The organism is Methanospirillum lacunae (assembly GCF_003173355.1).
Taxonomy (GTDB): domain Archaea; phylum Halobacteriota; class Methanomicrobia; order Methanomicrobiales; family Methanospirillaceae; genus Methanospirillum; species Methanospirillum lacunae.
In genome coordinates, this window is record NZ_QGMY01000006.1 from 38,364 (window position 1) to 64,636 (window position 26,273).

General features: G+C 36.0%; 27 protein-coding genes and 1 pseudogene. 10 read left to right on the forward strand and 18 right to left on the reverse strand.

Annotated elements, in window-relative coordinates; all coding sequences use genetic code 11:
- Positions 1-7 precede the first annotated feature (7 nt).
- Positions 8-1,324, forward strand: a complete 1,317-nt coding sequence (locus DK846_RS06130) for an NHL repeat-containing protein (RefSeq protein WP_109968057.1) — start codon at positions 8-10, stop codon at positions 1,322-1,324.
- A 195-nt stretch (positions 1,325-1,519) separates the two neighbouring features.
- Here the strand turns inward: DK846_RS06130 and DK846_RS06135 are convergent, their stop codons facing one another.
- Positions 1,520-1,789, reverse strand: a complete 270-nt coding sequence (locus DK846_RS06135) for a type II toxin-antitoxin system RelE family toxin (RefSeq protein ID WP_109968387.1) — start codon at positions 1,787-1,789, stop codon at positions 1,520-1,522.
- Between the two features lies 1 nt (position 1,790).
- Positions 1,791-2,024 carry a DUF7557 family protein gene (locus DK846_RS06140; protein ID WP_109968058.1) on the reverse strand — a complete coding sequence of 78 codons (234 nt, stop codon included), beginning with the start codon at positions 2,022-2,024 and terminating at the stop codon, positions 1,791-1,793.
- Between the two features lie 788 nt (positions 2,025-2,812).
- Between DK846_RS06140 and DK846_RS17620 the strand changes: the two genes are divergently transcribed.
- Both DK846_RS17620 and DK846_RS06150 read left to right on the forward strand, forming a co-directional pair.
- Positions 2,813-2,986, forward strand: coding sequence for a hypothetical protein (locus DK846_RS17620; RefSeq protein WP_181391651.1), 174 nt, complete (start codon positions 2,813-2,815; stop codon positions 2,984-2,986).
- A gap of 1,314 nt (positions 2,987-4,300) precedes the next feature.
- The gene (locus DK846_RS06150; protein ID WP_146201155.1) at positions 4,301-5,119 is read left to right on the forward strand and encodes a hypothetical protein; all 819 of its coding nucleotides are present in this window, start codon (positions 4,301-4,303) and stop codon (positions 5,117-5,119) included.
- 197 nt (positions 5,120-5,316) lie between these two features.
- Here the strand turns inward: DK846_RS06150 and DK846_RS17875 are convergent, their stop codons facing one another.
- Positions 5,317-5,778, reverse strand: a complete 462-nt coding sequence (locus tag DK846_RS17875) for a hypothetical protein (RefSeq protein WP_219970651.1) — start codon at positions 5,776-5,778, stop codon at positions 5,317-5,319.
- Positions 5,779-5,795: 17 nt separating this feature from the next.
- Positions 5,796-6,275, reverse strand: coding sequence for a transposase (locus DK846_RS17880; RefSeq protein WP_219970653.1), 480 nt, complete (start codon positions 6,273-6,275; stop codon positions 5,796-5,798).
- A gap of 25 nt (positions 6,276-6,300) precedes the next feature.
- Here DK846_RS17880 and DK846_RS17885 point away from each other — a divergent pair, with 25 nt between their 5' ends.
- The gene (locus DK846_RS17885) at positions 6,301-6,687 is read left to right on the forward strand and encodes a hypothetical protein (protein ID WP_219970655.1); all 387 of its coding nucleotides are present in this window, start codon (positions 6,301-6,303) and stop codon (positions 6,685-6,687) included.
- Here the strand turns inward: DK846_RS17885 and DK846_RS18310 are convergent.
- The 5 genes and pseudogenes from DK846_RS18310 to DK846_RS06180 form a co-directional block, all read right to left on the reverse strand.
- Positions 6,646-7,239 (reverse strand): annotated as a pseudogene (locus tag DK846_RS18310) (transposase); the annotation flags it as partial. The gene DK846_RS17885 and the pseudogene DK846_RS18310 overlap by 42 nt on opposite strands.
- A 48-nt stretch (positions 7,240-7,287) precedes the next feature.
- Positions 7,288-7,704 (reverse strand): hypothetical protein, encoded by a 417-nt coding sequence (locus DK846_RS06165; RefSeq protein ID WP_109968062.1) that lies wholly within the window; start codon positions 7,702-7,704, stop codon positions 7,288-7,290.
- 520 nt (positions 7,705-8,224) lie between these two features.
- Positions 8,225-9,847, reverse strand: a complete 1,623-nt coding sequence (locus tag DK846_RS06170) for a DUF2326 domain-containing protein (protein WP_109968063.1) — start codon at positions 9,845-9,847, stop codon at positions 8,225-8,227.
- A complete protein-coding gene (locus tag DK846_RS17625) occupies positions 9,837-10,037 on the reverse strand; it encodes an ABC-three component system middle component 7 (RefSeq protein ID WP_181391652.1) in 201 nt (66 codons plus the stop codon). The genes DK846_RS06170 and DK846_RS17625 overlap by 11 nt, the downstream gene beginning before the upstream one ends.
- A 10-nt stretch (positions 10,038-10,047) precedes the next feature.
- Positions 10,048-10,854, reverse strand: coding sequence for an ABC-three component system protein (locus DK846_RS06180; RefSeq protein WP_109968065.1), 807 nt, complete (start codon positions 10,852-10,854; stop codon positions 10,048-10,050).
- A 759-nt stretch (positions 10,855-11,613) separates the two neighbouring features.
- On the opposite strand from DK846_RS06180, the gene DK846_RS06185 reads away from it, so the two are divergent.
- Positions 11,614-11,799, forward strand: coding sequence for a hypothetical protein (locus DK846_RS06185; protein ID WP_109968066.1), 186 nt, complete (start codon positions 11,614-11,616; stop codon positions 11,797-11,799).
- On the opposite strand, the gene DK846_RS18140 is transcribed toward DK846_RS06185, so the two are convergent.
- Positions 11,787-11,918, reverse strand: coding sequence for a hypothetical protein (locus DK846_RS18140; RefSeq protein WP_281269819.1), 132 nt, complete (start codon positions 11,916-11,918; stop codon positions 11,787-11,789). The genes DK846_RS06185 and DK846_RS18140 overlap by 13 nt on opposite strands.
- 34 nt (positions 11,919-11,952) lie before the next feature.
- Between DK846_RS18140 and DK846_RS18315 the strand changes: the two genes are divergently transcribed.
- The 4 genes from DK846_RS18315 (at position 11,953) to DK846_RS06205 (ending at position 14,798) form a co-directional block, all read left to right on the forward strand.
- The gene (locus DK846_RS18315; protein ID WP_109968067.1) at positions 11,953-12,195 is read left to right on the forward strand and encodes a methyltransferase family protein; all 243 of its coding nucleotides are present in this window, start codon (positions 11,953-11,955) and stop codon (positions 12,193-12,195) included.
- Between the two features lie 681 nt (positions 12,196-12,876).
- Positions 12,877-13,272 carry a DUF3795 domain-containing protein gene (locus tag DK846_RS06195; protein WP_109968068.1) on the forward strand — a complete coding sequence of 132 codons (396 nt, stop codon included), beginning with the start codon at positions 12,877-12,879 and terminating at the stop codon, positions 13,270-13,272.
- A 193-nt stretch (positions 13,273-13,465) separates the two neighbouring features.
- On the forward strand, positions 13,466-14,038 hold the full coding sequence (locus DK846_RS06200) for an SRPBCC domain-containing protein (protein WP_219970657.1): 573 nt from the start codon (positions 13,466-13,468) through the stop codon (positions 14,036-14,038).
- A gap of 175 nt (positions 14,039-14,213) precedes the next feature.
- On the forward strand, positions 14,214-14,798 hold the full coding sequence (locus DK846_RS06205) for a methyltransferase family protein (RefSeq protein ID WP_109968069.1): 585 nt from the start codon (positions 14,214-14,216) through the stop codon (positions 14,796-14,798).
- 88 nt (positions 14,799-14,886) lie between these two features.
- Here the strand turns inward: DK846_RS06205 and DK846_RS06210 are convergent, their stop codons facing one another.
- The 6 genes from DK846_RS06210 to DK846_RS06235 form a co-directional block, all read right to left on the reverse strand.
- Complete coding sequence (locus tag DK846_RS06210) at positions 14,887-17,061, reverse strand: DEAD/DEAH box helicase (RefSeq protein WP_109968070.1); 2,175 nt, start codon at positions 17,059-17,061, stop codon at positions 14,887-14,889.
- 1 nt (position 17,062) lies between these two features.
- Positions 17,063-18,400 (reverse strand): ATP-binding protein, encoded by a 1,338-nt coding sequence (locus DK846_RS06215; RefSeq protein WP_109968389.1) that lies wholly within the window; start codon positions 18,398-18,400, stop codon positions 17,063-17,065.
- A 13-nt stretch (positions 18,401-18,413) separates the two neighbouring features.
- The gene (locus DK846_RS06220; RefSeq protein ID WP_109968071.1) at positions 18,414-20,912 is read right to left on the reverse strand and encodes a TerB N-terminal domain-containing protein; all 2,499 of its coding nucleotides are present in this window, start codon (positions 20,910-20,912) and stop codon (positions 18,414-18,416) included.
- A 1,229-nt stretch (positions 20,913-22,141) separates the two neighbouring features.
- Complete coding sequence (locus tag DK846_RS06225) at positions 22,142-22,327, reverse strand: hypothetical protein (RefSeq protein ID WP_109968072.1); 186 nt, start codon at positions 22,325-22,327, stop codon at positions 22,142-22,144.
- A complete protein-coding gene (locus DK846_RS06230) occupies positions 22,320-23,432 on the reverse strand; it encodes a PDDEXK nuclease domain-containing protein (RefSeq protein WP_109968073.1) in 1,113 nt (370 codons plus the stop codon). The genes DK846_RS06225 and DK846_RS06230 overlap by 8 nt, the downstream gene beginning before the upstream one ends.
- On the reverse strand, positions 23,429-23,773 hold the full coding sequence (locus tag DK846_RS06235) for a hypothetical protein (RefSeq protein WP_109968074.1): 345 nt from the start codon (positions 23,771-23,773) through the stop codon (positions 23,429-23,431). Before DK846_RS06235 ends, DK846_RS06230 begins: the two co-directional genes overlap by 4 nt.
- A gap of 615 nt (positions 23,774-24,388) precedes the next feature.
- Between DK846_RS06235 and DK846_RS06240 the strand changes: the two genes are divergently transcribed.
- Positions 24,389-24,784 (forward strand): DUF3795 domain-containing protein, encoded by a 396-nt coding sequence (locus DK846_RS06240; RefSeq protein ID WP_109968075.1) that lies wholly within the window; start codon positions 24,389-24,391, stop codon positions 24,782-24,784.
- Positions 24,785-24,992: 208 nt separating this feature from the next.
- Here DK846_RS06240 and DK846_RS06245 read toward each other — a convergent pair whose 3' ends face one another.
- Entirely contained in the window at positions 24,993-25,715 is a 723-nt protein-coding gene (locus tag DK846_RS06245) for a PAS domain-containing protein (RefSeq protein ID WP_109968076.1), read from the reverse strand.
- Between the two features lie 166 nt (positions 25,716-25,881).
- Positions 25,882-26,202 (reverse strand): hypothetical protein, encoded by a 321-nt coding sequence (locus DK846_RS06250; RefSeq protein WP_109968077.1) that lies wholly within the window; start codon positions 26,200-26,202, stop codon positions 25,882-25,884.
- Between the last annotated feature and the right edge of the window lie 71 nt (positions 26,203-26,273).

The window sequence follows — 26,273 nt, forward strand, 5'->3', positions numbered from 1 at the left end:
TCATCATATGAATGCTGAACATTCACGATGGAAATCCGGGTTTACAATCGGATTACTCCTGACAGTGATTTTTTCATTCACGATTGGGGTGGCAGATCAGAATTCCTCATCGTTTCTTGATATGACCTTTAATAGTCCAAATGGATACGCCCTCTGGCATACGCACAATGCCAGTCAGGACCGGAATCTTGAGATGGCTATCCAACAGAACGGGAATATCCTTGTTGGTGGCTATACGAATAATACGAACCAGAAAGATATCCAGGTACTCAGATATTATCCAAATGGGACTTTGGATTCCGGGTTTGGGAAGGGAGGGTGGTTAACCTATTCAGGTGCTGCGGGCAAGGACGACTATGCTTTTGGTATAGCTCTTGATGCGAAGAATAACATTCTCGTCTCTGGTAGAGAAGACAATGGAAATAACGCCGATATTCTATTGCTGCGGTATACTCCGGACGGGATACGTGATTCTTCATTCGGTGTTAACGGAACGGTTACCTATAGAGGGAGTGGTAATGGCACTGATTCCGGCCGGGGGCTTGTCGTCCAGAAGGACGGGAAGATTGTTGTGTGCGGCGAGGTGAATGTAAGTTCGCACAAGGAGCTTGCTGTTCTCCGGTATACTCCGGAGGGAAAACTCGACCCTGATTTCGCCTCTTCCGGAGTCTTTACTCTTTCGAATATGAGTGGGGCAGAGAGTTATGGATTTGCAGTCGCTCTCGATCAGAATGAGCATATTCTGGTGACCGGATCTTCTCATGAAGACGGAACAGATAGGATTGTTCTGGTGAAACTTGATGAAAACGGTCTCCTTGATTCTTCGTTTGGATCAGGTGGAACAGTTGTCTGGAATGGACAGCAAGGAGGGCCCGACTATGGAAACTGGGTGAGTGTCACCGCAGAAGATAATATCCTGGTGACGGGAGTTGAGACTGACACTTCCGGGTCTTTTGATATTGTGCTCATTCGGTATCATTCGGATGGAACGCTGGACACAACGTTCGGCACCGATGGGGTTGCCCGGTTTGGATATTCCGGATATCAGTATGCCTGGGGTCAAACCCGGATGCCTGATGGGAGAATCATCGTCGCCGGGGCTTCATTGGTTGGCACCCATGTAACACCGGTGCTTATTGGCTTTACCAAGGATGGAAAACTCGATACCTCTTTTGGTTCAAATGGGGTGGTTTCATTTGAGACAATTGGTATTGGTCGTCTATATGCAGTTCATGAGGATGATAAGGGAGGTCTTGTTGCATGTGGGTATATTACCGAGAGTGATACTGATCTGAGACTTCTTCTCAGAATGAATCCGGAATAATCTTTTTTTTAGACCTGTGGGCTTGATTCCCGGTGGGTTGTCTGAGGATAAACTGTGATGTCAAGCGAGTGTGAGAAATAAAGGAAGAACCTGGCCGATGTCTGGGAGATCTTTCGATTTGGTTAACCGAATCATTCATGAGTGTGTGATCTTTTGCTTGTGAGCCCTTCTGTTATGTTAAAGTGAAATACCAGATCAATATTTTCGATACACGTGTTTTCTATGACCTGCATCAAGGACTATGATAACCATGGTATCATCTTCGATCTTGAGGATGACACGGAATATCCCTACCCGTAAGGAGTAGCGTCTAGCTCCATCCGGGCTTTTGAGTTTTTTTAAAAATAGTAAAGGATTTTCGAGGTGGCAAAGGTCTTCGAGTCTCTGATAAATAGTGAGCCGATATTCTTTGGGTATCTGTTTGAATCCCTGTTCAGCAGAATGGGAAAATACGAGAGTAAATATTTTATTCGTCTCCCAGTCTTCTTTTTAATTCATCAAGGGTGTATGTTTTTCCATTTTTATATTCAGTTTCTGCCTGTTGTATTCGTGCCCATTCTTCTGGAGTAATATCATCTTCAGTATTGGAAAGCACGATAAGTCGCTCGATAACCTCTGCATATGTTTCATTGGGATACGCTTTCAGATGATCAAGAGCGTGGATGGTTGATTCAGGGATCTGGATAGTTGAGGAGGACATAGACATGTGATATTTGGATTGGGTAGTAATGAATATAATGGAAATCCGTATTTATGAAGAGGGGATCAGTACTCTTCGTCTAACGGTATTGCACGTCAGTTATATGTACACCAGATAATAAAAAAATGCCCGAATTCCAGGATATCTGAAACTATGTACGTGTCATCACGGGTACAATTGTAATTCTGGTTTCAATATCTCACCGGGTATATGAGTTTCCCAGCAAGAACCAGAGGTATAAATTCAAATCAGCCACAATAGCGGATTCTCATATTACTTTCCGGTATATTAGAGATCATTGCATTCAGATCCAGGAAACTGGGGACTGGTTTTGGACAATAGGTCTCTGAAACCCGAACAGATGACAACTTGAACAGAGGCACGTGATCTGTTCACCAATAAGTGAATTCTGATCCACCGGTTCATGGTAACCGGACCATCTCACTACATTCACGTTTACTGGATAGGTTTATAGCGAGTTCTTCAGGCAATGCTGACTGATGTAATCATATATCACCGGGGCAAGTCCGGGGATGGTTTGGGCGAATATATCCGGTCTGTTCAATGATGGCTTGCCCGTTCCAGACCGGGACAAGGGCTGTGTGCTTAATTCACCTCGGTTCACCTGAATGGGGGGGTCTTCTTTGTTACTGCCACCTCCCGGGGTTTAGTTACCTGCCCGGTTTTGGTTGATTGGGCTGAAGGATATGACCGGAGCCTGGTTTTGGGGGTGAGTTCGAATTGTCAGAAGGGTTTCCCGGATGTATTGATAGCGAGTTCTTCTGACAATGCCGACTGGTGAGGGGATAGTTCAGAGGATGAGTCAGGGTATGCCACATAGTCCGGGAGATGAGAAGGGTAAAACCGGGGATGGTTCGGGGATTAATTCACCACGGTTCACTGGATTGGGAGTTCTCTTTTGTATGATACTGCTCCCTTCCGGTGAGATAGTCCGGGGGTGAGGCACCTGCCCGGGATTGGCTGATTGGGGTGAGAGGTAATCCGGGTGCCTGATTTCATGTGGTGAGTCTGAACGGTCAGAATGGTTTCCCGGATGTATTGATAGCGAGTTCTTCTGACAATGTCGACTGTTGAGGGGATATTTCAGAGGATTGATCAGGGTATGCAGAATAGTCCGGGTAGATGAGAGGGGAAAACCCGGGGATGTTTCGGGTGAATATATCCGGTCTGTTGAATGATGATTTGTCTGGTCCAAACCAATAGGTTTATGCTATCACGGGACTAGGGTTCAGTGCTCATTTCACCACGGTCCACTTGAGGGTGAATTTTCAATTATTATGATGTTGGCCCTCTCCCGGTGTGATAACCCGGGGGTGAGTTACCTGCCCGGGATTGGTTGATTGGGGGGAAAGGTATGGCCGGTGCCTGAGTTTGGATGGGGAGATGGAATTGGAAGACGGGTTTCAGGACGGATGGAGAGACAATTTCAGCAAGTATCTTCTTAATTTTCTCGCGACACTTTGAGCCGGCAATATCAAAATATTTTATTTAACCGCTCCATGTCCTCCTGCATTCGGATGAGAACAACACTGGTCCCATAACCGTTAATGATACCATATAATTTTTCGAAAAATTAAAGGGCTGATTGAATTTGTCTATCGACCTTATACCGGTTCTGAATATCCAGAGTCTTTTTCATCTTCTTGTGTAGATAAACTAGTTCAGCGGTGACATCCACAAATTGTTGGAGAGGTGCTGGATTTAAAGAGTCCGGTAAGGTGCGATCATAGCATCCTTGACCTGCTCGGTCTGATGATCTATGTGCTGTTTGTATCGGTATGCCGAAAATATCGATAATCCATATCGTTTTGCGATATCGGAGATCGAAATATCAGCACGGATGTCAGAGCCGATCCGTTTATGCTCGTAATGGTTATAGCATTTTCATGGTTTTACCACGAATTAACTCCCGAATTATCCAAACCCTGCATTGTGATATCTTTCGATAAGAGATAAAAGGAAGCGAAAAATGAATAATATTCAAGTGATGATGCCTTATAATTTTACTGCCATCAGTAAACTATCATAAATAATAGTTTCCAGTATTTGCTTTTTTACTATCAATTTTTCAAACGTGTTCATTGTCGTCTTTTGGAGAAAATAACCCAGATTAAAGATTCTCTCATAATCATAATTCATTTTTTAGCATACTATTATGAGTAAAATCAACTAAGAGAGATTTAATGAAAACATAGAGAGATATCATTCTAGCAAATATATATATATAAAACAGTGAAATTTATTTAATTAATATTATGACATCCGATCAAACCGAAGAAACACCAGAATTAATGACATTTCTATCAAACATTTCCCATTTTATTACATCTAATCAAAAATCATTAATTGATTGGGAACCATATTTTCAACGATTCACTTTTTCAGATATTTATAAGAAATGTCCGCGAGTTTATCAAAGTCAATATTTTGGTGATAATGATTATGAATGGAGGTTAACAGAAGCACTAAAGATGGCATATCTAAAAAATCCCACATATGCCCACTCAATGATAATAGCAATGATTCAAGAAGAAATAAAACCCAATGACCAATTATTACAAAATAATCCCTTCATCGAGGAGGTATTAAGTAAGGGAGGAACTCCAATAAATATGATTGTTCCATTATCCCAATCAAATAAATATATCAAAATTTCTCCTTTACCTAATCCTTTTTACGAGGAATTAGTTGAAAATATTTGTAAAACATACAATTGTGGAATATACATCGCAACCGAAATTCTTTCTAGAAAACTCATTGAAAATTTGGTTATTGATGTTTTACGTAAGAAATATGGAACTACTAGGCTTGATTTATATTATATTACTGCAAACCGCAGATTTCAACCATTCTCCACTCTTGTGAATAATTTTGAAATCAACATATCTGATTTTCATTACATTATTCCCTCACTTGATAGAGATTTCATTAACAAGATAAACAAATTTCGAGACAGTGGAAACAGTGCAGCACATAATCTTGAATTCCAAGGTGTAAAGGATAAATTGGACAAAAATAACCTAGATTTAGAATCTGTTGTAAAAACCCTTTTGAGATTACTTAGTTCCCTTTAATATATTGATCAGGGTTTATTCTCTTTCTTTAATTACTCATGCCGTGATCCTACACTATTACCATGAGAGAATAGTTAAAACCATAATTTACCACTTTGATTTCAAACACCACTGATATCATCCGCTATAGTGACCTATTTTTTCCTTAATTTCATCGAGAAACTGTATATGACAGTCACTATTTTTTCGTCAAAACTTCATGTAATCACCCAATTATAGTCCGAAATCATCGTGTTGATGGCATCAAAATTGGAGTGAATGAACCTTTTTGTCTTCCTCATCCACGAATTAATCGTAACTGTCAAATTTGATAGCGTCGTTTTGATGAATTTCGTTGACGTATGCTTCAGTTCCGGGATCTCAAATCGGATCAGTGAGACAAATACCTGTGTGATAAATCCAATGATTAACACCCCATAAATACTGTTATCGGTCCAGACACGTAATGGTTTGATATCAATCTCATTTTTGAGAGAGTTGAATATCTTCTCAATCGAGTCCTTTTTCCGATAGGTCAGAAGGGCTTCAGTAAGTGTCAAATTCTTACTCGATTTTAGACAGAAGAATCCTTCTCTCCCTGTGATGAACTTTCCTTCAAGAAGCTTGACGGTATCATCTTCGGAGAGTTCAATCAGCTTTGTCTGGATGGAGTAGTCCACCTCCACAAGAAGATTGTTTATTCTGAATCGTTTTGGAAGAGCCTTATTCTTGTCAATACTCTCCTGAATGGCCTTTGTTCTTTTATCTCACTGACGATTTTTCTGGCTCTGTATTCTAACTGCTCTTTCTGCAACTTTTCTGAGACGTAGAGATAATTAGTACTGTTAGGCTTCTCTATTTTAATTCCGCGAATCCCTGAATCTTTTTCAATAACCTGAGGATTATAGGTTTCAAACTCAGCGATTATCTTGTCATCGCTCTTGTTGAGCTTCTTTCCGGTGACGTACTGAAGATTATCTGCCTGGATAATCTGAGTATTAGCGACACTGTTGGCTCCTTTATCGAATATTACCAGAGATCCTTCTCTCAGCCGGTTCCTTGACTGCCGATATGTCTTCGTGAAGTGGGTCTGATCATTGAGATTGCCAGGTTCGATTGTCATCCCAATAGGGATATTTACCGGGTCAGAAAGGTCTGTAACACCAACATTGTCCATACTTTCCAAGCCGGGTCTCATTGCTATGAAGTACTATGCTGGTCCAATCCATGTTGATGTTGGTATGCTCAAAATCATACCTCAAAAAGAGTACATCCTGGATATCAGAGATGATTTCTTCCCGATTAACACCAAGGATTTCAAGGACACGGTAAAGAGTTCTTTCGCTGAAGGAAGGGAGGGAAAATTCAGCAAGCACTTCAGGCCAGTTGATCCAGTCATGAGACCTCTTTATGCTGAAGTTATCCGTCAATTTGTAACAGATGAGGGCTCGAAGGAGATGATTGATATCGATACCCCTCGTCTTGTGTTTTCCGAAGATTTCGCAAAAGTTCAGGACTTCATACAACTTATTAGCCCCCTCCTCAACTTACCACTCAGCGGCCTGTTTAATTCTCTTCTTTATGTCTGAATCAGTTAATAGTAAGAGTCCCAGTAAAAGTACATTCAATGCTACGGTTTTTTGAACTGATTTTTTTGTATAACAATGTAAAGACTCCCAAGAAAGAGCCTTTTTAACGAATTTGAATAAATCTTCAATTTTTGAGCGTATTGAGATCCATTCAGTAGGGTCATTAAGAAATTCAAACAATTTTCTGAGTAAATGTTGAATTTTTTCAATGTGCTCATGTACTCTGCTTGAATTAAACCAAATAATTGATGAATTAAATAAATTTTTTAGTTTTTTGATGTTGAGATTCTTTTTAGGCAAGATAAGCGGTAATATCCTATGATTTAAAAGTGGTTCAGCATAATTTTCATATGCGTAGTATCCTCGGTCAAGGATTACACAATCGATCTCTTTCAAAATTCGTCTTCTCATCAATTCAATAATGATTTCAGGAAATATTTTAGAATCATGTGGAGAACCTGAATGCAACAAAAAAGCTAATGGCAATAATGATTTTGAATCAATTGCTAGTGTTAGTTTATATCCAATATAATACCCTTTTGAAGGCGAATACCCCCAGGAATATGGTACTGAACCAAGTTTTGATTTTGTGTATTTCCTTCAGAACCAATTCAATTCAATAGATAATGCAGAACCATCAATTATGATTCTTTGTGGCTCTTTAGTTCTTTTCTTCGGTTTTATTGAGTTCAATATTCCATTGGTTAAAGCAACAAATTGCTCATCTGAAAATTGACTCGAAAACCGGTAAATCCAATCAGCTGATGGAACCGTCCGAATATTTAGAAATTTACGTAATTGAGGACGTTTCTTAATTTCACTTATGGCATACGTGATGTCTAAAGAGAAAAACATCGAAACAAAAATTATTGATAGGTATATTCGAGCAAGAGGAACTGGATTTATCTCAGCTTTAGAGATTTCTTGTCCCACCCTGCGCTTATCGAAATTTCGGATAACCGTTTCAAGCAATAACCATTTATGGTCTTTAGGATCAACTATTAATGGAGATTTCATTGTTATAACCAAATAATAAACCTCCTTCTTGTACCGTAGATCTTTCGGTTTGAGTCTCTTCTTTTATTGAAAATAAGGGATATTTGAATGTACTTTTTATGTTCCCGTGAAATTTTCAAAGTATCTACAAAATTGGGTTAGATTTACTCTCTGATTTTGAGTCTCCTTTGGAGGGGGCTAAACTTATCAACGAGGAAAATAGTACCGATAGGAAAGGATATATTTTCATTAGGCGCTAGTTCATTAGTTCTTAGTTTTGTTTGCATTTTAGTCGATTCAAACATCACTAAGGACGCATTTATTTCTTGTTAGTGGCAAAGTTGGGTTAGAATAATCCGACTGATATTGCCATAAATTCAAGGTGTTTTTTACCAATCGGTGATAACTAACAAGTTTGAAGAAATGATTATTATAAAAGCAAATGCAGGATATTATAATTTAACCATTCTCATAAAAAAATATTTGTAATATTAGCTGTTTAGCTCAAATTAATATAATAAAAAATGCCACTAAAAAATACTTATTTCTTTTCTTCATTCCACTTTAAGGGATATAACGTATTTTCATATGATAATTGTAAAACTTTCTTAATATTCAATATTTTTTGGGTTTTTTCATTATAATTGTTAATACTATCTGTGGAAATAAAAATTTGTTTCGTTTGATTATAATATAATTCTATAATTTTTTCAAATGAAGAAGTTTGAATATTTTTAAACAACATTGAATCATGAATTATTATGGATAAAGGTGTTAATGAAAATATTGCAAGATCTAAAATTATTATACCAGTATAAGCTTTACCAGTACCTGTGTCGCTTTCATTATTGAAGGAATATTTATTATCTTTTAAATCCAAACTTGGGGGAAATTGATGATTATCGTAAATCTGGTTGTTTATATTACCCATTTTAGTATTTAATTGGAGCATAATATCCGATTGAATTTTTAATTTTATATCGGATAAGAGTATAATATTTTGGGATAAATCATCTTGAATTGAATTTTTATCAATATATATGTTAATAATCTCGAAATTTTTTATTTTCTGTTGTGATAAATCAATTAATTTTTCAATAGCTAACCTGGAAACATTATTCTCATTATATGTAATTAGATTATCAAATTCAGCATTTTGTTGAAGAATTTCGTTATCTAAATTTTTAATTCGTTCATTTAATATTTTTTCTCTTTCTTTCAGTTGATCTTTAAGTATATTAGAAATGTTATTATGAAAAGTATCTATCAATTTTAATTTATCTAAATTTATATCTGGAAAAAACTCAGCCAAATTAGATAATTTCCCCCTTATTTTTTTATCTTGAGTAGTTAAGTTTATTACAATCGAGTTTAATTCACTTTTTAAAATATTTCGTTTTATATGTAACTGACTTATCTTATTTTTAAGTGATAATAATTCATCAGATAATAAAACATCAAGATTGGTCCTATTTTTTTCTAAATTATTTGTTATATCCAATATTTCTGTTTCAATTTTCTCATTTCGTTTTATTGCATCTTCATATATTTTTTTAGTAATACCATCAGGAATAATATCATATTTGGTTGCATCTTTAAATGTTTGTTTTTTCTTAGTTAAATAATCAATTTTTTTATCATGACTATTAATATTATCATACATATTAAATAATTTTAATAGTCTTGTTATTGCTTTTTTATCCGGTTCTTTATCAATATTTATAGGTTTATTTAAATCGTATTTTTTCCCCCAAATTCTTGAATATGGACCTATCACTTCTCTAAATGAAAGATATATTAAATGTTCCAATTCATATTTTTCTTTTAGAAATTCACGGAAATTTTGGATACTAATTTCCTCTATTAAATTTTTATTTTTATCATAAATTTTTACAATATTGTGTTTGTCACTTTCACGAGAAAAATAATAATAGACATGTGAAAATTTGAATGTAAAATATACTATGTGATGACCCAAATGTTTAATGGCACCACCATTTTTTTTTAAAAAAGATTCACCACCAAACACAAAGTCAATGATCATTAAAAAAGTAGTTTTGCCAATGGAGTTAGTAGCTTTTTCATCACCTAATATTACATTCAACCCCTCATGAAATGTAATTAATTCATTCTTAAACAATTGACATCGAATTTCAACTAACAAGTCTTATCACCCTACTTTTAGATAAAAATTCAATTTTATCTAAAATAAAAAGAATATCTAAACAAAATATAAACTCATTTATATTCGTAAATTTAGATTCAGTTATATCGTATAAAACATTAATATTTAATTCTGCCTTATTTAATTCTTCAATAATATATGGCAATTTCCAAATAACACTCTCTTTCACACTAATGACCTTATTCGGAAACATATTCAAAAACCTCACAATTTTGAATAAAAAATGATATTATTATTTTACAAGTATCAACGCTACCAGTATTATTTGATTCCAGTTTTATCCAATCAGCCATTTGATTATAAATATCTTCTTGGTTTTTAGTTGAAGGAAGAAGTGAATAATAAAATAATTTAATTTGTTGAGAAATAATTTTAAATTTACCAGGCGATAATTTGTCGATTTCTGAGAAAAGGTGTTTAATTAGTAAAAAATAACTTGTAATATTGAACTTAATTTGATTTTTTAGAATAAAATTAAAATCAAAATCTAATTTTTGATCAATTTTTAATGCTGTATAATCCAATCCAATGTCACATTCATCCCAATTTTTTTCATTAAGTGAATTTATGACATCAATTATTTCTTTTTCTAAAAAAGATTTCCCACATAATTTATGAAATCTATCTTTTATTATTAAATCTTGTTTTATTTTCTTCAATGATTCATATTCTTCAATAGTTTTGGATTTATCATATTTTGTATGGCAATTACTACATAATAAAATAACATTATCTAAATCATTAGGATTAGTGCTCAGTTTTTCTACATTCTGTAATATTTTTTTATCATTTTCAGATGGATGTAAAGGATAAATATGAGCGACTTCATAATTTTTTAATTTTCTTGACTTTTTTTCATTCATTAAACTAGTATGACAAATCGGACACATACCATCTACTTGAGAATATAGAATTATTTGGTTATTTTCAGAGTATTCTTTTCTCTCCTCCTTAATGTCTTCATTCTTATCTAGATCAACTACCATTTCCTTCTCGATTATCCATTAGATATTCTTATCCAATAGAAAGGATATTATTTTCAAGTATTTATATTTATCATTTTAATTTACAGTCAAATTTTCAATCAACTTTCATCATAGCATTAATATAGTATTAATAGATATCGTGAAATGATTAAATTTAAATAATCACAGATATGATTAAATAAATAATTTCAAGAACAATTTAAAAAAATCATTTATTGATGAAATTGAGTTATTGTACAAACTTCATAAATATTTTTCATGCTTATCCTTCATATAGAATGATTTTTTAACCATATGATAACCATAACCTGATCAGCGGAGAAGAGGTACACTACAAAATTTGAAGGTAGCAAATTTTTAACGAAATTAAAATTTGACTCTAAAATGATGTTTTCATGTAGTGTCTGCTGACACTCTACGCAATTGCTCCGATCTTAAGTTCTTTTTTTGATTGAATCTCATATAATCAAATTTTAAAAAGTGTAGTGTGTACCAACTTATCTGATCAGGCCATAAATATTAATTAACTATTGACTCAAATTTTCGTACAATTAATTTTCTAATCTTAAGAACCGAAAAATTTCCCAATCATTCCTCCAAGCAGAAGGTTCCGCTCGCTTTTCTCGGACATCCCATCGGTTAAACTAAGATCTAATAAATATTTTTGATTATGACCGAAAAAAATCCGAAAGATACGATCAAAAAACCCACACCTGCCTATGATTATTCTGGTACCGGAACCTACGGTACAGCTGATCTATGATCCTCTCTCCAGCATTCACCTCATCGTATACCCCCATCTGGTATCTCACTCTCATCCTATGGCTTCTCAGTGAACTCTACCTGATATACCGGGACCGGAACACCACAAAAAGCAGGACCGGGGATCCCGGAGATATATCGGGATTGCTGTCATCACCGGAATGGCACTCTCATGCTTCATAGGATTCAACCCGATCTTCTGGATCCAGATTGATCCTGATACCATCATGGGTATCAGCATCGCCATCATGTGGGCCGGAATCATCATCAGGTTCGTTGCAATCCGGACACTGGGCTGTCATTTCCGGACCATCATTCCATCAGGAATGACCTACTATTGCAAAGACCGGAATATACCACTACATCAGACACCCGGCCTATCCCGGATCCATCATCAGTGCAACCGGCGTCACCCTGGCTTTTCAGAATATTCTCATTCCCATTATTGTTGTGGGAGTTCTTATACCCGCAGTTCTTCTCAGGATATCATATGAGGAAGCAGCCTTCTGTGATCATCTGGGACCGGCTTATGAAGAATACATGAAAGAGACCTGGAGACTGATACCCTTCATCTACTGAGATATCGTAGTAAAAATCAGCATTTTTAAAAATAATCGATAAGAACCAGGATTAATTCTAAACGTGGAACTAAAAACGTTTCATAGGAGTAAACAACCGTTCTGGATTGCTCCAGAGCGTTTGCACTATACCATAGCCAGAGAACTCCGGATAGTTCATCCTGATTAATGGCATCATAACCTCCCAAGTCCCGGGAACCTGAACACCCCGGATCTTTTCTCAGCTTTTGATACTCCTCTCCCTGCCTTTCCCAGATTCACGGTTCTTGAGCCTGAAGAAATCCGACCACCCTGATAGGTCAGTAGCAGGGAACCAATCCAGGAACTTTGTTTAAGAGCGGGACAAAAACCCTATTCCTTCCCCGGAGCGGGAGGCCCCGCTCACCATTCCCGGACATATAACAGAAAATACTAAGATCTAATAAATTATTTTTATTATTACTAAGAGAGAGCGGGAAGATTAGAGTATAGAGCACGTATCCACCCACATGATCTCGTATCTCTGTATACCCGGATCTCCCGCTCTCCCGCCCGGAGATCAAACAACCACAGACACATTGAGAGATCACACAACAAGCTAATAATAAAAAGCGGATTCTTCCCGCTCAAACCATACCTCTCCCGCTCTCAACGAACTGAAAGATTCACTACCAAAGACCCCATACGATTACCATAACCAACCATGATCCAGCCGGACCTGATCGCTCCATGTGGTATGAACTGTGCATTATGTCTGGCCTATCAGCGTCCGAAAAATAAATGCCTGGGATGCAGGGATGACACCCCCAAAAAAGCTAAAACCCGTCAGACATGCATCATCAAAACCTGTGAAACCATCCAAAGCAGCTCATCTCATTTCTGCTATGACTGCCCTGATAAACCATGCAAGCGACTCAGACAACTGGACACCCGGTACCGGACAAAATACGCAATGTCCATGATAGACAACCTGAATGAGATCAAAGAAAAGGGCATGAACTCATTTTTAGAAAGTCAGACTGCAAAGTACACCTGCCCGACATGTGGCGGTCTCATCTGTGTACACCGTGGGCAATGCCTGACCTGTAAAAAGGAATGAGATCGTATCTCACTAACCGTACCGGACCCTTGGCGGTTCCTTTCTTCCTGCCATCAAGGATCTCCTGATAACCCTCTCTCTATCAAAGGAGTCCTGATCTCTTCGGACATGATCCTGTACCCAGGGTTCTTAGACTTTAGTAACTGCCAGATATGAGACACTACATAAAGACGCAAAAAGATTATCAGAAGTAATGGCTACAACTTTTAGTTTTAGAGAGACTGATTCTGGAAAGGAATTCTTTTATCCCCATATACAGATCATCTACTCATTGGTCCTTAATAATCTCATGAGAACTGAAGGGATATTTGTGAAAGAAATCAGAACTGAAATAGTGATAAAGGCCAGCCCGGTTAAAATATGGAAGATCCTAACAAACTTTGAAAGGTATCCTACATGGAATCCATTCATTATTTCGATTCAGGGAACCCTTGCTGCCGGGAATATCATCCAGGTAGAACTGGCCCCACCTGATGCAAAACGGATGAAAATGAAACCCAGAGTCCTCAGGGTTATTCCAAATCAGGAATTTCGTTGGTTGGGACGAATACTAATTCCCGGAATATTTGATGGAGAACACATCTTTGAATTACGGGACAATAAAAACGAAACCACAACCGTTATTCAAAGAGAGATATTTACCGGAATCCTTGTTCCATTTCTCAAAAAATTGTTAGATGATAATACCAGACGGGGGTTCGAATCAATGAATAGTGAATTGAAAAAGATTTGTGAAGCAAATAGTGAGGGAATTCCTGGAAACTAGAAATTTCCAACGATTATACTTATTTTTCAGGTTTATGTTCAAATTGCCTTTTTCAAAATCTCATATTTCGAAGATAATCTCATTCTATGTAGTACAGATCCGAAGGACAGGACCATACAGCAAATACCGGCCCCCATAATTATTCTTATCCCGGAGCCTACGGTACAACAGATTTATGATCATCTCTCCAGCATTCACCTCGTCATATACCCCCATCTGGTATCTCACCCTCATCCTGTGGATACTCAGCGAACTCTACCTCATATACCGGGACCGGAACACCACAAAGCAGCAGGACCGGGGAACCCGGAGATATATCGGGATTGCTGTCATCACCGGAATGGCACTCTCATGTTTCGTAGGATTCAACCCGGTCTTTCGGATCCAGATCGATCCTGATACCATCATGGGTATCAGCATCGCTATCATGTGGGCCGGAATCATCATCCGATTCCTGGCAATCCTGACACTGGGCCGTCATTTCCGGACCATCATTCACATCAGGGATGACCATACCATTGTAAAGACCGGAATATACCACTACATCAGACACCCGGCCTATCTCGGATCCATCATCAGTGCAGCCGGCGTCACCATGATATTTCAGAATATTCTCATTCCCGTCATTGTTGTGGGAGTACTCATACCCGCAGTTCTTCTCAGGATATCATATGAGGAAGCAGCCCTCTGTGATCATCTGGGATCGGATTATGAAGAATACATGAAAGAAACCTGGAGATTAATACCCTTAATCTATTGAAAGATCGTAGTGCAAATCAGCATGTTTTGAAATAATCGAATTCAACAGAGAATAATTTAATCGTAGAATCGAAGTTTGGTTGAACTCTTCAGATTACAGGAATGTCATCGATCCAATTATCAGAATAATACTTATATGCAGTCGATTTTACTAATAAATCATAGGGTAAATAATGATCATATTTCTCTCTACCCATAATTTCTCCTTTTTTAACAATATCGTATATATCCGGAGTATTATCTATAAGGCTAGAATAAGCTTCAATAATTTCATTAGGGGTTTTATTTTTTATTTTAAATGCGATATGATTTCTATCCATAATATCTAAATTCAAAAAATATTTCCCCAAAGTGTATAATGTATTATGTTGGGAAGAGCCAGTCCATGTAAACCAGTAAGTATAATCTGAGTTAGTAACAAAATTACTAGTATACAGGCCAGCTTCCTTAGCAGATAATCGGGCAGTTGATAGAATCATCTTGCCAGTTTCTGTTAAATATGATGGATTTTTTGATGACAGTAATATTTCTTTCATTTTTTGTCGAATTCGTTTATGTATATCCGGAATAATGGGAGTTATGAAAAGTGGGTCTTTTTTTCCAGATGAGTGTTCTACCCACATCTTCTTTTGATTTAAATCAACTTCCTTAATTCTCCATCGAATACCTGCTAAAAGAATAAATTCATCAGATTTGTAATTTGGTGAAAAACCCACACTCCCAATAGGGTGCCCTTCATTTATAACATCTATCTCGACAGAACTTGAAAAGGCAGAATAGAAATCGAAATTCTTTACTATTTTTTCTCCTAATAATCCTAATATTAAATAATTATCATCAGTTTGGTCGATGAGGTCATGTTTACCCATTTCCTTCAATAATGCAACAAACTCCTTTTGGTCAATATTTTTAAAGGACCCATTCACGAGAAGGATTTTATGAATGTTCTCGGCAGTTATTCCTCCTTTTTCAGTAATAACACTCATTATCTGTTGAATAAGCGTTGAATAATGAGGGGCACTTATCTTTGGCGGCTCACACCATTTTTCGAATAGAAGTTCTGATGTTGCAAGTCCATGAAGAAAAAAAGGATAGATTTGATCAACTATATCAGGTTTTTCTGATATCTGTTCGCTTAAATATATAACCATTTGATGAGATTTTCCCTCACCTCTTCCACTTCGTCCAAGTCTTTGTACAAGAGAATTAACACTCCAACAAGGGCCGACCTGTCCAACACGAGAAATATTTCCTACATCAATGCCCATCTCAAGAGTACTTGAACAAAAAACTGTAATCCAGGGTTTCTCCTTTAAATTTTTTTCCGTACTTTCTCTAAATTCTTTTGAAAGAGAACCATGATGAATTTCAAAAAGATTTGGTAGATTTTTTCTCTCTAAATATCGAATTGATTCATCAGTTATACTCTCTAAATGAGATTTAGTATTAATGAAAACTAACCCATTGCGCCCATAAAAATCGTTGATAATATCTGGAACAACTGGGTTGACATTTATTTCATCATTCATTTCTTGATAAACAGGATCACCCTGTTCATCTAGAAGATATGAACGTACTAGGAAATCAATTCCTTTTTCCTCCGATTCATTTTGAATTATCTCAATTGTTTTTTCATTCCCTGGCAACATCCAAGTTTTTGCAAGGTTAAAATCTCCTATTGTTGCAGATAATCCAATAATCCGGATTTTATTTTTATTTAATTGTGAAATTCTAGAGATAAGACTTTTTAAATGAGCACCTCTTTCTGTACCAATAAAAGAATGCATTTCATCGATTACTATGAACTTAACTTCGTTAAAAATACTTTGAACCTCATTAGAATGACGAATAAACAGAGCTTCAATGGATTCAGGAGTTATTAGAAGGATACCGGATGGATTTTTTATAAATTTTCTCTTTTTACTTTGATCTACGTCACCATGCCATCTAAAAACTGGAATATCTGAAAGATTACATAGATGCTCTACTCTCTCAAATTGATCATTAATAAGTGCCTTCAATGGACCAATGTAAATTGCACTGAGAGAATTTGAACCGGAATCGATAATTTGAGACAAAATGGGTAGGAATGCAGCTTCCGTTTTTCCAGAGGCTGTACTAGCCGAAATAATGAGATTGTTTGAGGTATTGTATAACGAATTGATGGAATCTCTTTGGATCGGCTTTAAAGTTTTCCATTGCATATCATATAATTTTTTTTGGATTAAAGGATTTAATAATTGAAATGAAGTATTTATTACCATATTATGTCTGTTTATTTAAACTAAAATGTTTTAATTCATTATCTGAAGGTTTTTCTAATTCTTCTTCAGAAATATCTTCTAGATCAGGATCCTTTGATACCTGTAAATCAGATAATTTGATAAGTTTATTTAATTCTACTTCTGGATTCTGCTCTAATATAGATAATATTTTTACATATCCAATTATAATATCACGTGGTGTTAAGAAAAATTCAGAACCCAATTGTTCTGAACAATATTTCTGATATTGGGCTATTCCATCATCAGAAATGAGATACTTTGTATTATCACCCAATGCATACACATGACGAATTTTCCGAAGTAATTCTAAATTTTCGTCAAATGTAAACTTTTGCAGTTCGATAACCGGACCAGAAAAATCTTTTAACCCTTCATCAATAAATTTACTCTTTTTTAAACGGGATTCAAATGCTCCATAACTTATTAAACCTCGTTTGGTGTCATAAATAAATTTATCAAATCCTGCAAAAAAGAAACCAATTCCTTCTGAAACCCCTTGTTCACTTTCGTTATATATTTGGAGAATTATTTCGTAATTGGAATTTCGAGCTATTGAATTATTTAATCGATGAGAAAGAACCCCCATTTCATCCAAGCAAATTATTAGACCTTTATATCCAGCCATTTGAACAAATTTAGCCCACAACTTAAGGTAATCATAAATATTCTGATCTGAAATAATATTTTTTACACCTAAATCATCTTTTGCATCTGTTTTGTTTGAATATTCACCTGATAACCAACGGATTGCTGATGCCATAAGAATATCATCTTCTTTATAAAATCCTTCATAATATCTGCTTATAGCAATAGTAAAATCGAATCCATTGACATATGCTTGTAACGGTGTCAATTCTTGACGAATATGACGAATAATTTCATCCTGACTCTTTCCTAATTGCTTATCATTGAAATCGATATCGGAAATCCATCTTTCGACAATACTTGCTAATGCACCCCCATTTGGTTTTGTTTTTATGGCCATATTTTGCATTAAGGTCGCATATAACATTCTCGCTTGACTATTTGATCCATGAAGGCGTTTATCGATTGTAATATCAGTTTGAAGAACAACGAGATCTTTTTCTAAAGCTAACATCCGACATAAATTAAGAAAAAAACTTTTTCCTGAACCATATGGTCCAATAATAAAGCGAGCCGCAGATCCATTTTTGCTTATATTATCAATATCTTTTAAAATAGCAAGAATTTCTTCTTTTCTTCCAACCTGTATATGTTGAAGTCCAATTCGTGGAGATACTCCAGCTTGTAAAGCTTTAATAATTGCATTACGTTCATTTTGCCTGATTGTTACCATATTTGTCTCCAAATTATACTTTATCTACAATAATTTTTGAAAGTAATTCTGGATTTGCAAAAATTCCATTATCATCTTCAATGACAACATAATCATCATAATGAGTAATAGACCACATATTTAGCGCATCTATCACATGGTTTATTCCAAATAAATTATTTTCTTTTACAAATGCATGAAAACTTTTATTTGACCATTTCAAATTATTTAATAGGGCTTCCAATACTGGATAATATTGTTTTTCCAGTGAACATATTACAGAATAGTCGATATAATGTTGTAGCAATTCATATTTCATCAAATCGGTTTTATTTATTAGATTTAACTTTCTTTCAACAGGTTTTTTATCTTGGTTATTATTAAAAACACCATCGAGAATTACTACAATTTCATCATCTTTATCAATTATTACATTATTTTCTTCGGAATTTATAATGGGCACCGAATAATTAGATTGAATTAACTCACCCTTATCCAATGAAACGGAGGTTTTTATCGATATTAGTGAAGAACTTTCATCTTGGATATTCAATTTAATCAAACGATTTTGAATTAAAATTTCTACTTCAGACTTAGGAATATCCATAGATTCTAAAACTTGACTTAAAGAGGCAATTTCTAAGTCATGAATAACATTATCTGCAATAATAATATCTACAATATAGGATGCAATAATTTCTCTTTTATGAAAAGGAACCTTATCTTTCACTCGTTTTAAGATAAAATTTATATTAGGAGGATGAGATATCAAAATTTTTTGATACAATCTAATACATTCAAGATCATGAGAATTTAATATAAATTTGTTTGTCACATAATCAGAAAGATAATTTAATTCTTCAGAAGTAATTTTTTTGTCTGCATGAGCTATATGCATACCGAGTTCTATAAAAAAAACTGCCGTATTATATTGAATTGAATGTGATTCAGAATTAGGAGTGCTTAATACTAATCCTACATAATCTGCCGATTCTAATGCCCCATAATTACTTGGTACTACCTCATATCCTTGAGATTTTATAAATGAAATAATACTTGAGATCTTTTCACTATCAATGGTAATATGCTCAATTGGAGTCTTTAATTTATTAAATTCACTGATTGAAATAATAATGTCTTCATCTTCATTATTTATAAAAGGTAAAATAATTGATTCCCAAACATCAACTAATTGAAATTTTTTATTACTTGAAGAGTCTTTTTTATTTAGGATAATTTCATTATTTTTTTCTAAAGAATTATTTAATTCATCAATTGATTTCAAATTTATACTTTGTATCCATAATTCTCGTAAAGGATTGAATTGAGACTTTTTACCGATTGGGTTTTGAAGAATAATCTCATCAATAGAGCCATTATGTTGAAATTGATCTCGAATTGTTGGATTTGCAGCGTAATATTTAAACCTATAAGGAAATCGGGATACTTGAAGAGTAAATCCTGAAGGATAATAATGTTTGAATAATTTTAAGAATAAATCCCTTTTTTCACGTATTGTCTTTTTATCAAAATTTTTTGGGACATTTAAAAAGTAATATAGTATTAAATACGACAATAACCCAGAAATTGGTTTCTGATGTTGAATGTACCAAGAAAGAATTACTTTAAGTTCATCGGGACCTATCTCATCATTTGGTGGATAAAAATTAGATAACTCTTTATTTGATAGATTAAGAATACGTTTACCTAAAAGATATGCAATAAAACTTGAAATAAAAGAAAAATTAGAGCTAGGAGAAGAGACAATTTTCTTTAAATTATAACACTCATTTAAAATAGGCCCATAATCTTCATTGTCTAAAAATATACGCCGCTCTAAACCAAAAAAGTACAAAAAGAGGTACCCATCATCTTCCAATTTTTTCTTTCTACCCTCATGTAACCAAGATAGGTAGAGATATCTTTGATCTGGATCTAGATTTGAGTAATTCGGGAATGATGGTAGTCTTTTTATTGTATTACTATATGATCCAATTGGAAGAGTGACATCAATACACGATGGTTCGATAGAATCAGATTTGCCTTGTGACCAATATACTAAAGGATTCGAAAACGAAAATTTCTGAATGTATACGCCGTTTTTTCTTCTTCCTCCCCAATTGATTGGTACACTGATAAATTTTGGTTTTTCTCTATTAGTTTTTTCTTGAATAGTTCGGAAAATATTTTGAGTAATTTCATTATTAGGGTCAAGATCAAGACCCTTTTTTATATTAATTAAGGCTTCAGAATTTTTGTTAGCTTTCAACAAAAATAGGGACCTAAAAACATATAATGTTGACAAGTTAGGATTAATTTCAATTGCTTTTGAAATGCTCAAAATTGCATCGTCGATATTTCCTTGCTTTTCAAGACTTATGCTAAGCCCTTGATATGCTAAATAATCCTTAGAATTATTATAAATGAGGTGATTGAAATGTTCAATTGCTTTTTGAAAATTGCTTGAATGAATAAGTGCATATCCATGACTGTGTGAATCTGATATTGATGAAGACGATAATTCAGAGTTCATATAATCTTTCGATCCTTTCTAACTGAACACGATAAATTTATCCTTAAAGTAAATAAACAAAATCCATACTAAATATCGACTAAACTTCTTAAAATGTAATTTTAATAATCTTTCAGGAGAATAATAGTAATAAAGATTTTAGAGGTTACAAATAAAGTATCTTACCCATAGAAATCTATATATACAAGATTTTTAACTTTATATTCATTATAAAAAAGGCTTATGGCATCTCTTTTTGTTTTTGAAGATACGAGCGTGAAAAAAACTACAACCCCCCCCCAGAATGGGAACCCCTGCTCGCTTTTCCCGGACGTATCTTCCTCCAAACGTAGATCTAACTAAGAATACTAATAATTATAATAATAATGCAGGATAATAGAATCATAAAGTAAACACCTGCCCCCATGATTACACATCTCTGCATATCTGGATCTCCCACTCACAACCTTGATCCAACCAGACCTGATCGCCCCATGTGGCATAAACTCTTCATTTGGCCTGGCCTATCAACGCCCTAATAATAAATATGTGTGATACAGAGACGAAACACGGATAAAAACAAAAACCCGGCAATCATGCATCATCAAAAACTGTGAGACCATCAAGAATAGCCACAAAAATGATTCATACCTGCCCCATTTTGATAAATTGCGACTTCATACAATTCTCCTTATTTCCAATCTTTTTAGATCATCGATTCAAACCTGATTATCTAATGGAAGAGTAAAAAAATAAAGAATTATTACCTATTTTAGAGGTTCTTGAATCAAACATGCCAATATTGGTCATAGTGACGTGCAAAAAATCTTTTGAGTTCAACAATCCATCATTATATAAATCTCGTGTAATTTGTTCGTATAATTCTCTTTTATATATTAAATCAGGAAAAGTATATTCCAACACAACTGCAGGTCCACCCATCGTCCATGAAGGATAATTTATATTTCTTTTTTCGCTATATTTCGAGGATTTTAAAAAAAAGTTGAGCAATTTTAAATGTTATGAAGTATATCTACCGACAAGATTCAGGAAACTTGTTGGATATTATCCTCGAATGAAACATTAATAGTAGAATTAATAACTACATTTCATAATGCTTCGAGTTTTTCCTATTGGTGTGTTCTCATCGTAATATTTGTACCAAACAACAAGACACTGATGAATTGTTCATTATCCTTCAGATTATCAATTTAAAATTCATCAATTACTGTTTGTAATCTCAATAACTATTAATATATTGTTGTCATCCATTCATCCCTTCTTTTTTCTAATGGAGGAGCAATAACCATAGAAAAAAATTCTGAAATCGGACCTCCTATTACTGGAACGAATGATAAACCCGCTTTCACACCTGCATGAGCATAATCTCCGTAACTAGGCGCTAAATCTTCACGGATATCTTTCTTTTCACTCATCCCGGATAACCCCTTCAACAAATTCCCGGATCTCCTCTGTCCCCGGAAGTCTCACCTGGTACTTGGAAACAAACACCTGATTATCCATACCGGCACAGGCATATTGAACGAGGGCATGATTCTTTTCTGTACACAGAAGTAATCCGACCGGAGGATTATCCCCTTCAGTCATCACATGTGCCTTATACCAATTCAGATACGTATTCAGTTGCCCAAGTGCTTCATGAGAAAACCCACCCACTTTCAGCTCAATCAGGACATGGCATTTCAAAACCCGATGATAAAAAACAAGGTCTACAAAGAAGTACTCCTCTCCAATCAGAATCCGTTTCTGCCGTGCCTCAAAACAGAAACCATATCCAAGTTCTAGGAGAAACGACTCGATCTTAAAAAGTAACGCATGTTCAAGATCCGACTCATACAGCACTTCCTGACTCTTGATCCCTAAAAACTCAAACACATATGGATCCCGGATCATCAGTTGAGGAGAATCCACCTGTGCTAGAGATCGAACATGATCAGATAGTGCCTTTTTATCCCGAGATAATGCTGAACGTTCAAAAAGAAGGCTCTCGATCTGACGTTTCAATTCTCTGACTGACCAGTTCCCCCTGACACATTCTACCTCATAGAACATTCTCTTCAGAGGATCTTCAAGAGTGATAAGCAGGGAAAAATGACTAAATGAAACAGATCTGATAAAAGTTTCATAAAATGAGTGGAATTGATCCAGGTCCTCATCTATGAGATCTCCATGATGGGCATAACTGTCATACAATTGGGCAGACGGTGTCTGCCTAATTACATTGCTGGGACATTGGGCAAACATTGTCTGCCCAAACTGAGGGTAAATTGTATAAGACTGGCGGTATAGTTTGAGTGATCGATAAGAAAATCCATCATTATGAGGAAGATGATGAGAAAGATCCTGGAGAATATGATCTCCATATGATGCTCGATCTGATCCTTTCTGCTCAAACTCCTTAATGTAATATCCAATGAGCCAGTTTCTAACTGTGAGGGAGAAGTTCACCGCCTTGGTAGCCTGGCCGGTGAGCTCCTCATGAATTGCAGATATGGCCTGGATCAGGTCGTTAAAATTCATACCTTATATCCTAAACTAACACAGTTTTTTCTGATATCTGTATCCAATTGTCTCCCTTCTTTGATTCGGTCATGTACCTGTTTGGTGAAACGGGCTATCTTATCAAAGAACAACTCACCACCACCCCCACCCTCTTCAGTTCCAAAATATCGGCCAGGAATCAGCACATGCCCATGTTTTGTGATTTCATCAAGGGTTACAGAAGCATAGAAAAATGTCAGATATGTAAACTGATGTGATTTTTCTGGATTATGGTCAAGTTTAGTACTCATCACTTCATGAAGAACTCCAAAGGCGTCAGACAGATACTTAGGAAAAATGAACCCCGGAATAACATGCATATATTTAGCTGTTTTCCAAAGTATCGCTTTAATTCCCAGGTTGGTATTGGTTAATGGGCAAGTTTTTTTCTGACAGGCCATATTGGTGGAATAGAGGATTTCTTTTAAAGTTCGATATATGTTTTCAAATAGTGATGTGTTCAGTTATTCAAATCGTTTGCAATATTTTTTGATAAGAATTGATAACGCCAGTTGAAAATCATTACAGTTCGTAATATTTCGAAGAAACCCGATAAATAAAAATTAAATTCCATCTTTTATCTCCGTAAGCGGGACAAATCATTCAATCCTTCCCCGGAGCGGGAGGCCCCGCTCTCTTTTCCCGGCCATATAACCGATAATACTAAGATCTAATAAATTATTTTTATTATTACTAAGAGAGAGCGGGAAGATCAGAGTATAAAGCACGTATCCACCCACATGATCTCATATCTCTGTATACCCGGATCTCCCGCTCTCCCGCCCGGAGATCAAACAACTCACATTTCAGGAAAAGATCTCTGAACGAACTAATAATAAAAAGCGGATTCTTCCCGCTCAAACCATTCTTCTCCCGCTCTCAACGAGCTGAAAGATTCACTAACCAGAGATCCCATACAATTACCATAACCAACCATGATCCAGCCTGACCTGATCGCTCCATGTGGCATGAACTGTGCATTATGCCTGGCCTATCAACGACCTAAAAACAAGTGTAAAGGATGCAGGGATGAAACCCCGAAGAGTGCGAAGTCCTGCGAACAATGTATCATCAAAAACTGTGAAACCATCCAGAATAGCCCATCTCATTTCTGCTATGACTGCCCGGATATGCCATGCAAGCGACTCAAACAACTGGACACCCGGTACCGGACAAAATACGCAATGTCCATGATAGACAACCTGAATGAGATCAAAGAAAAGGGCATCAACTCATTTGTGGCAAGTCAGACAGCGAAGTACACCTGCCCGACATGTGGCGGCCTTATCTGTGTACACCGTGGGCATTGCCTGACCTGTAAAAAGGAATAAGATCGAATCCCGCTACTGCCTCTCATCACGTAATTTCCGATTTCATTCTCTACGAATGTTATCCACGATGTAATTAGCGAGAGACAGGAGAGGTTTTAGATCGGGCTTCATTATTCTACCCGGCTATTCGATCATCTGACTGGTGAATGATCTGTCCGTCAGGCTGGACAGATAAAAGAGACGAACTAGTGATTCCTGGATCTCTGACTTATTCCTCGTCCAAAGCAGTACCAAAATCATGAATCGTACGTTTTAAGAATTTCCTCACCTTTTCAGATTCGGTGAATCCCTGGTCCAGGCGGTCTACCAGAGAATTAATCATGTGTACTCCTTCAAGAATTTTAGTCTGTTCAGGTCCTGGATTCACTCCGGCACTCATGGCGATTAATGTCAGGGGATTTCTTATCTCGTCATTTAATGCTGCAAGTTGAGCCATGTTTTTGTCTATCTGCCGAAGTGAGATCTCCTGTTCTTCAATAAGTTCGGTTTCACGGGTAATATCACGGCCAATGCAGAACCTGAATGTATTGCCTTCGATGGTCACGAATACTATCTGCATATCAAGAACAATTTTCTTATTGTGTGTGCTCGTAAATGACCATGAAAACCGTTTTCCTGAATACGTAGAATCTTTCCAGTATGTTATGAATAGGCTACAATCTTCCGGATGAGAATGGCACATAGGAAGATGAGATATCTGGTATCCAAGGATCTGCTCAGACGTGAGCCCGGTCAATTTTTCAAAACAGGGATTACATACCAGGATTCCTTCTTCATCTCCAATTATGATGGGGTCTGCTACTTCACGAAACAGAGTCCCCCAGCGAATATCAGATGCCAGTGTCTGTTTCTTTACCCGGTCAAGTAAATGGCATCTGTCCGGGTTCGTTTTATTGATTGAACCGTTATTTTCAGGATTAGGTAATGTCATTTTTTATTTAGGACATTTTGATATTGTTATCTGATACTATTTGTCACTGATGAATAATAATTGAATTTATTGTGCACACATTCGGTTCTTCAGGTGGTTAAAAATAGGGTATATGTTGTTCTTCTTTTAATTTCAACATCATTTCACGGAAAAATCGTTCAGAAATTCAACTGGCATTGACCACCCTGCTCACCGGACCCTTGCGATTCTTTCCTTCCATCACCGCCCTGACCCGTGACACTGGACCTACATAACTACCCGTCCCGATATCCAGATAGAGCCCCCGACCACTCTCTGAAAGCCTCACCTTTCCCCAGGACAACTCCTCGTCTCCAAGCCCGGCAAGAACTCCCATCAGAACCCGTCCCGGAATCTCAAACTTCCCGACATCGTCGATAAACACAACCAGGGAATCATTTTCCCTGATCATCCTTCCACAGAGTTCAAACCCTGAACTCTTCTTCCGACTCTCAACAAATTGACTCATACAACTCATCACACGACATATTTGTTCAAAATATTACATTGACACTGTTCAGTACAACTTCCCCACACTCG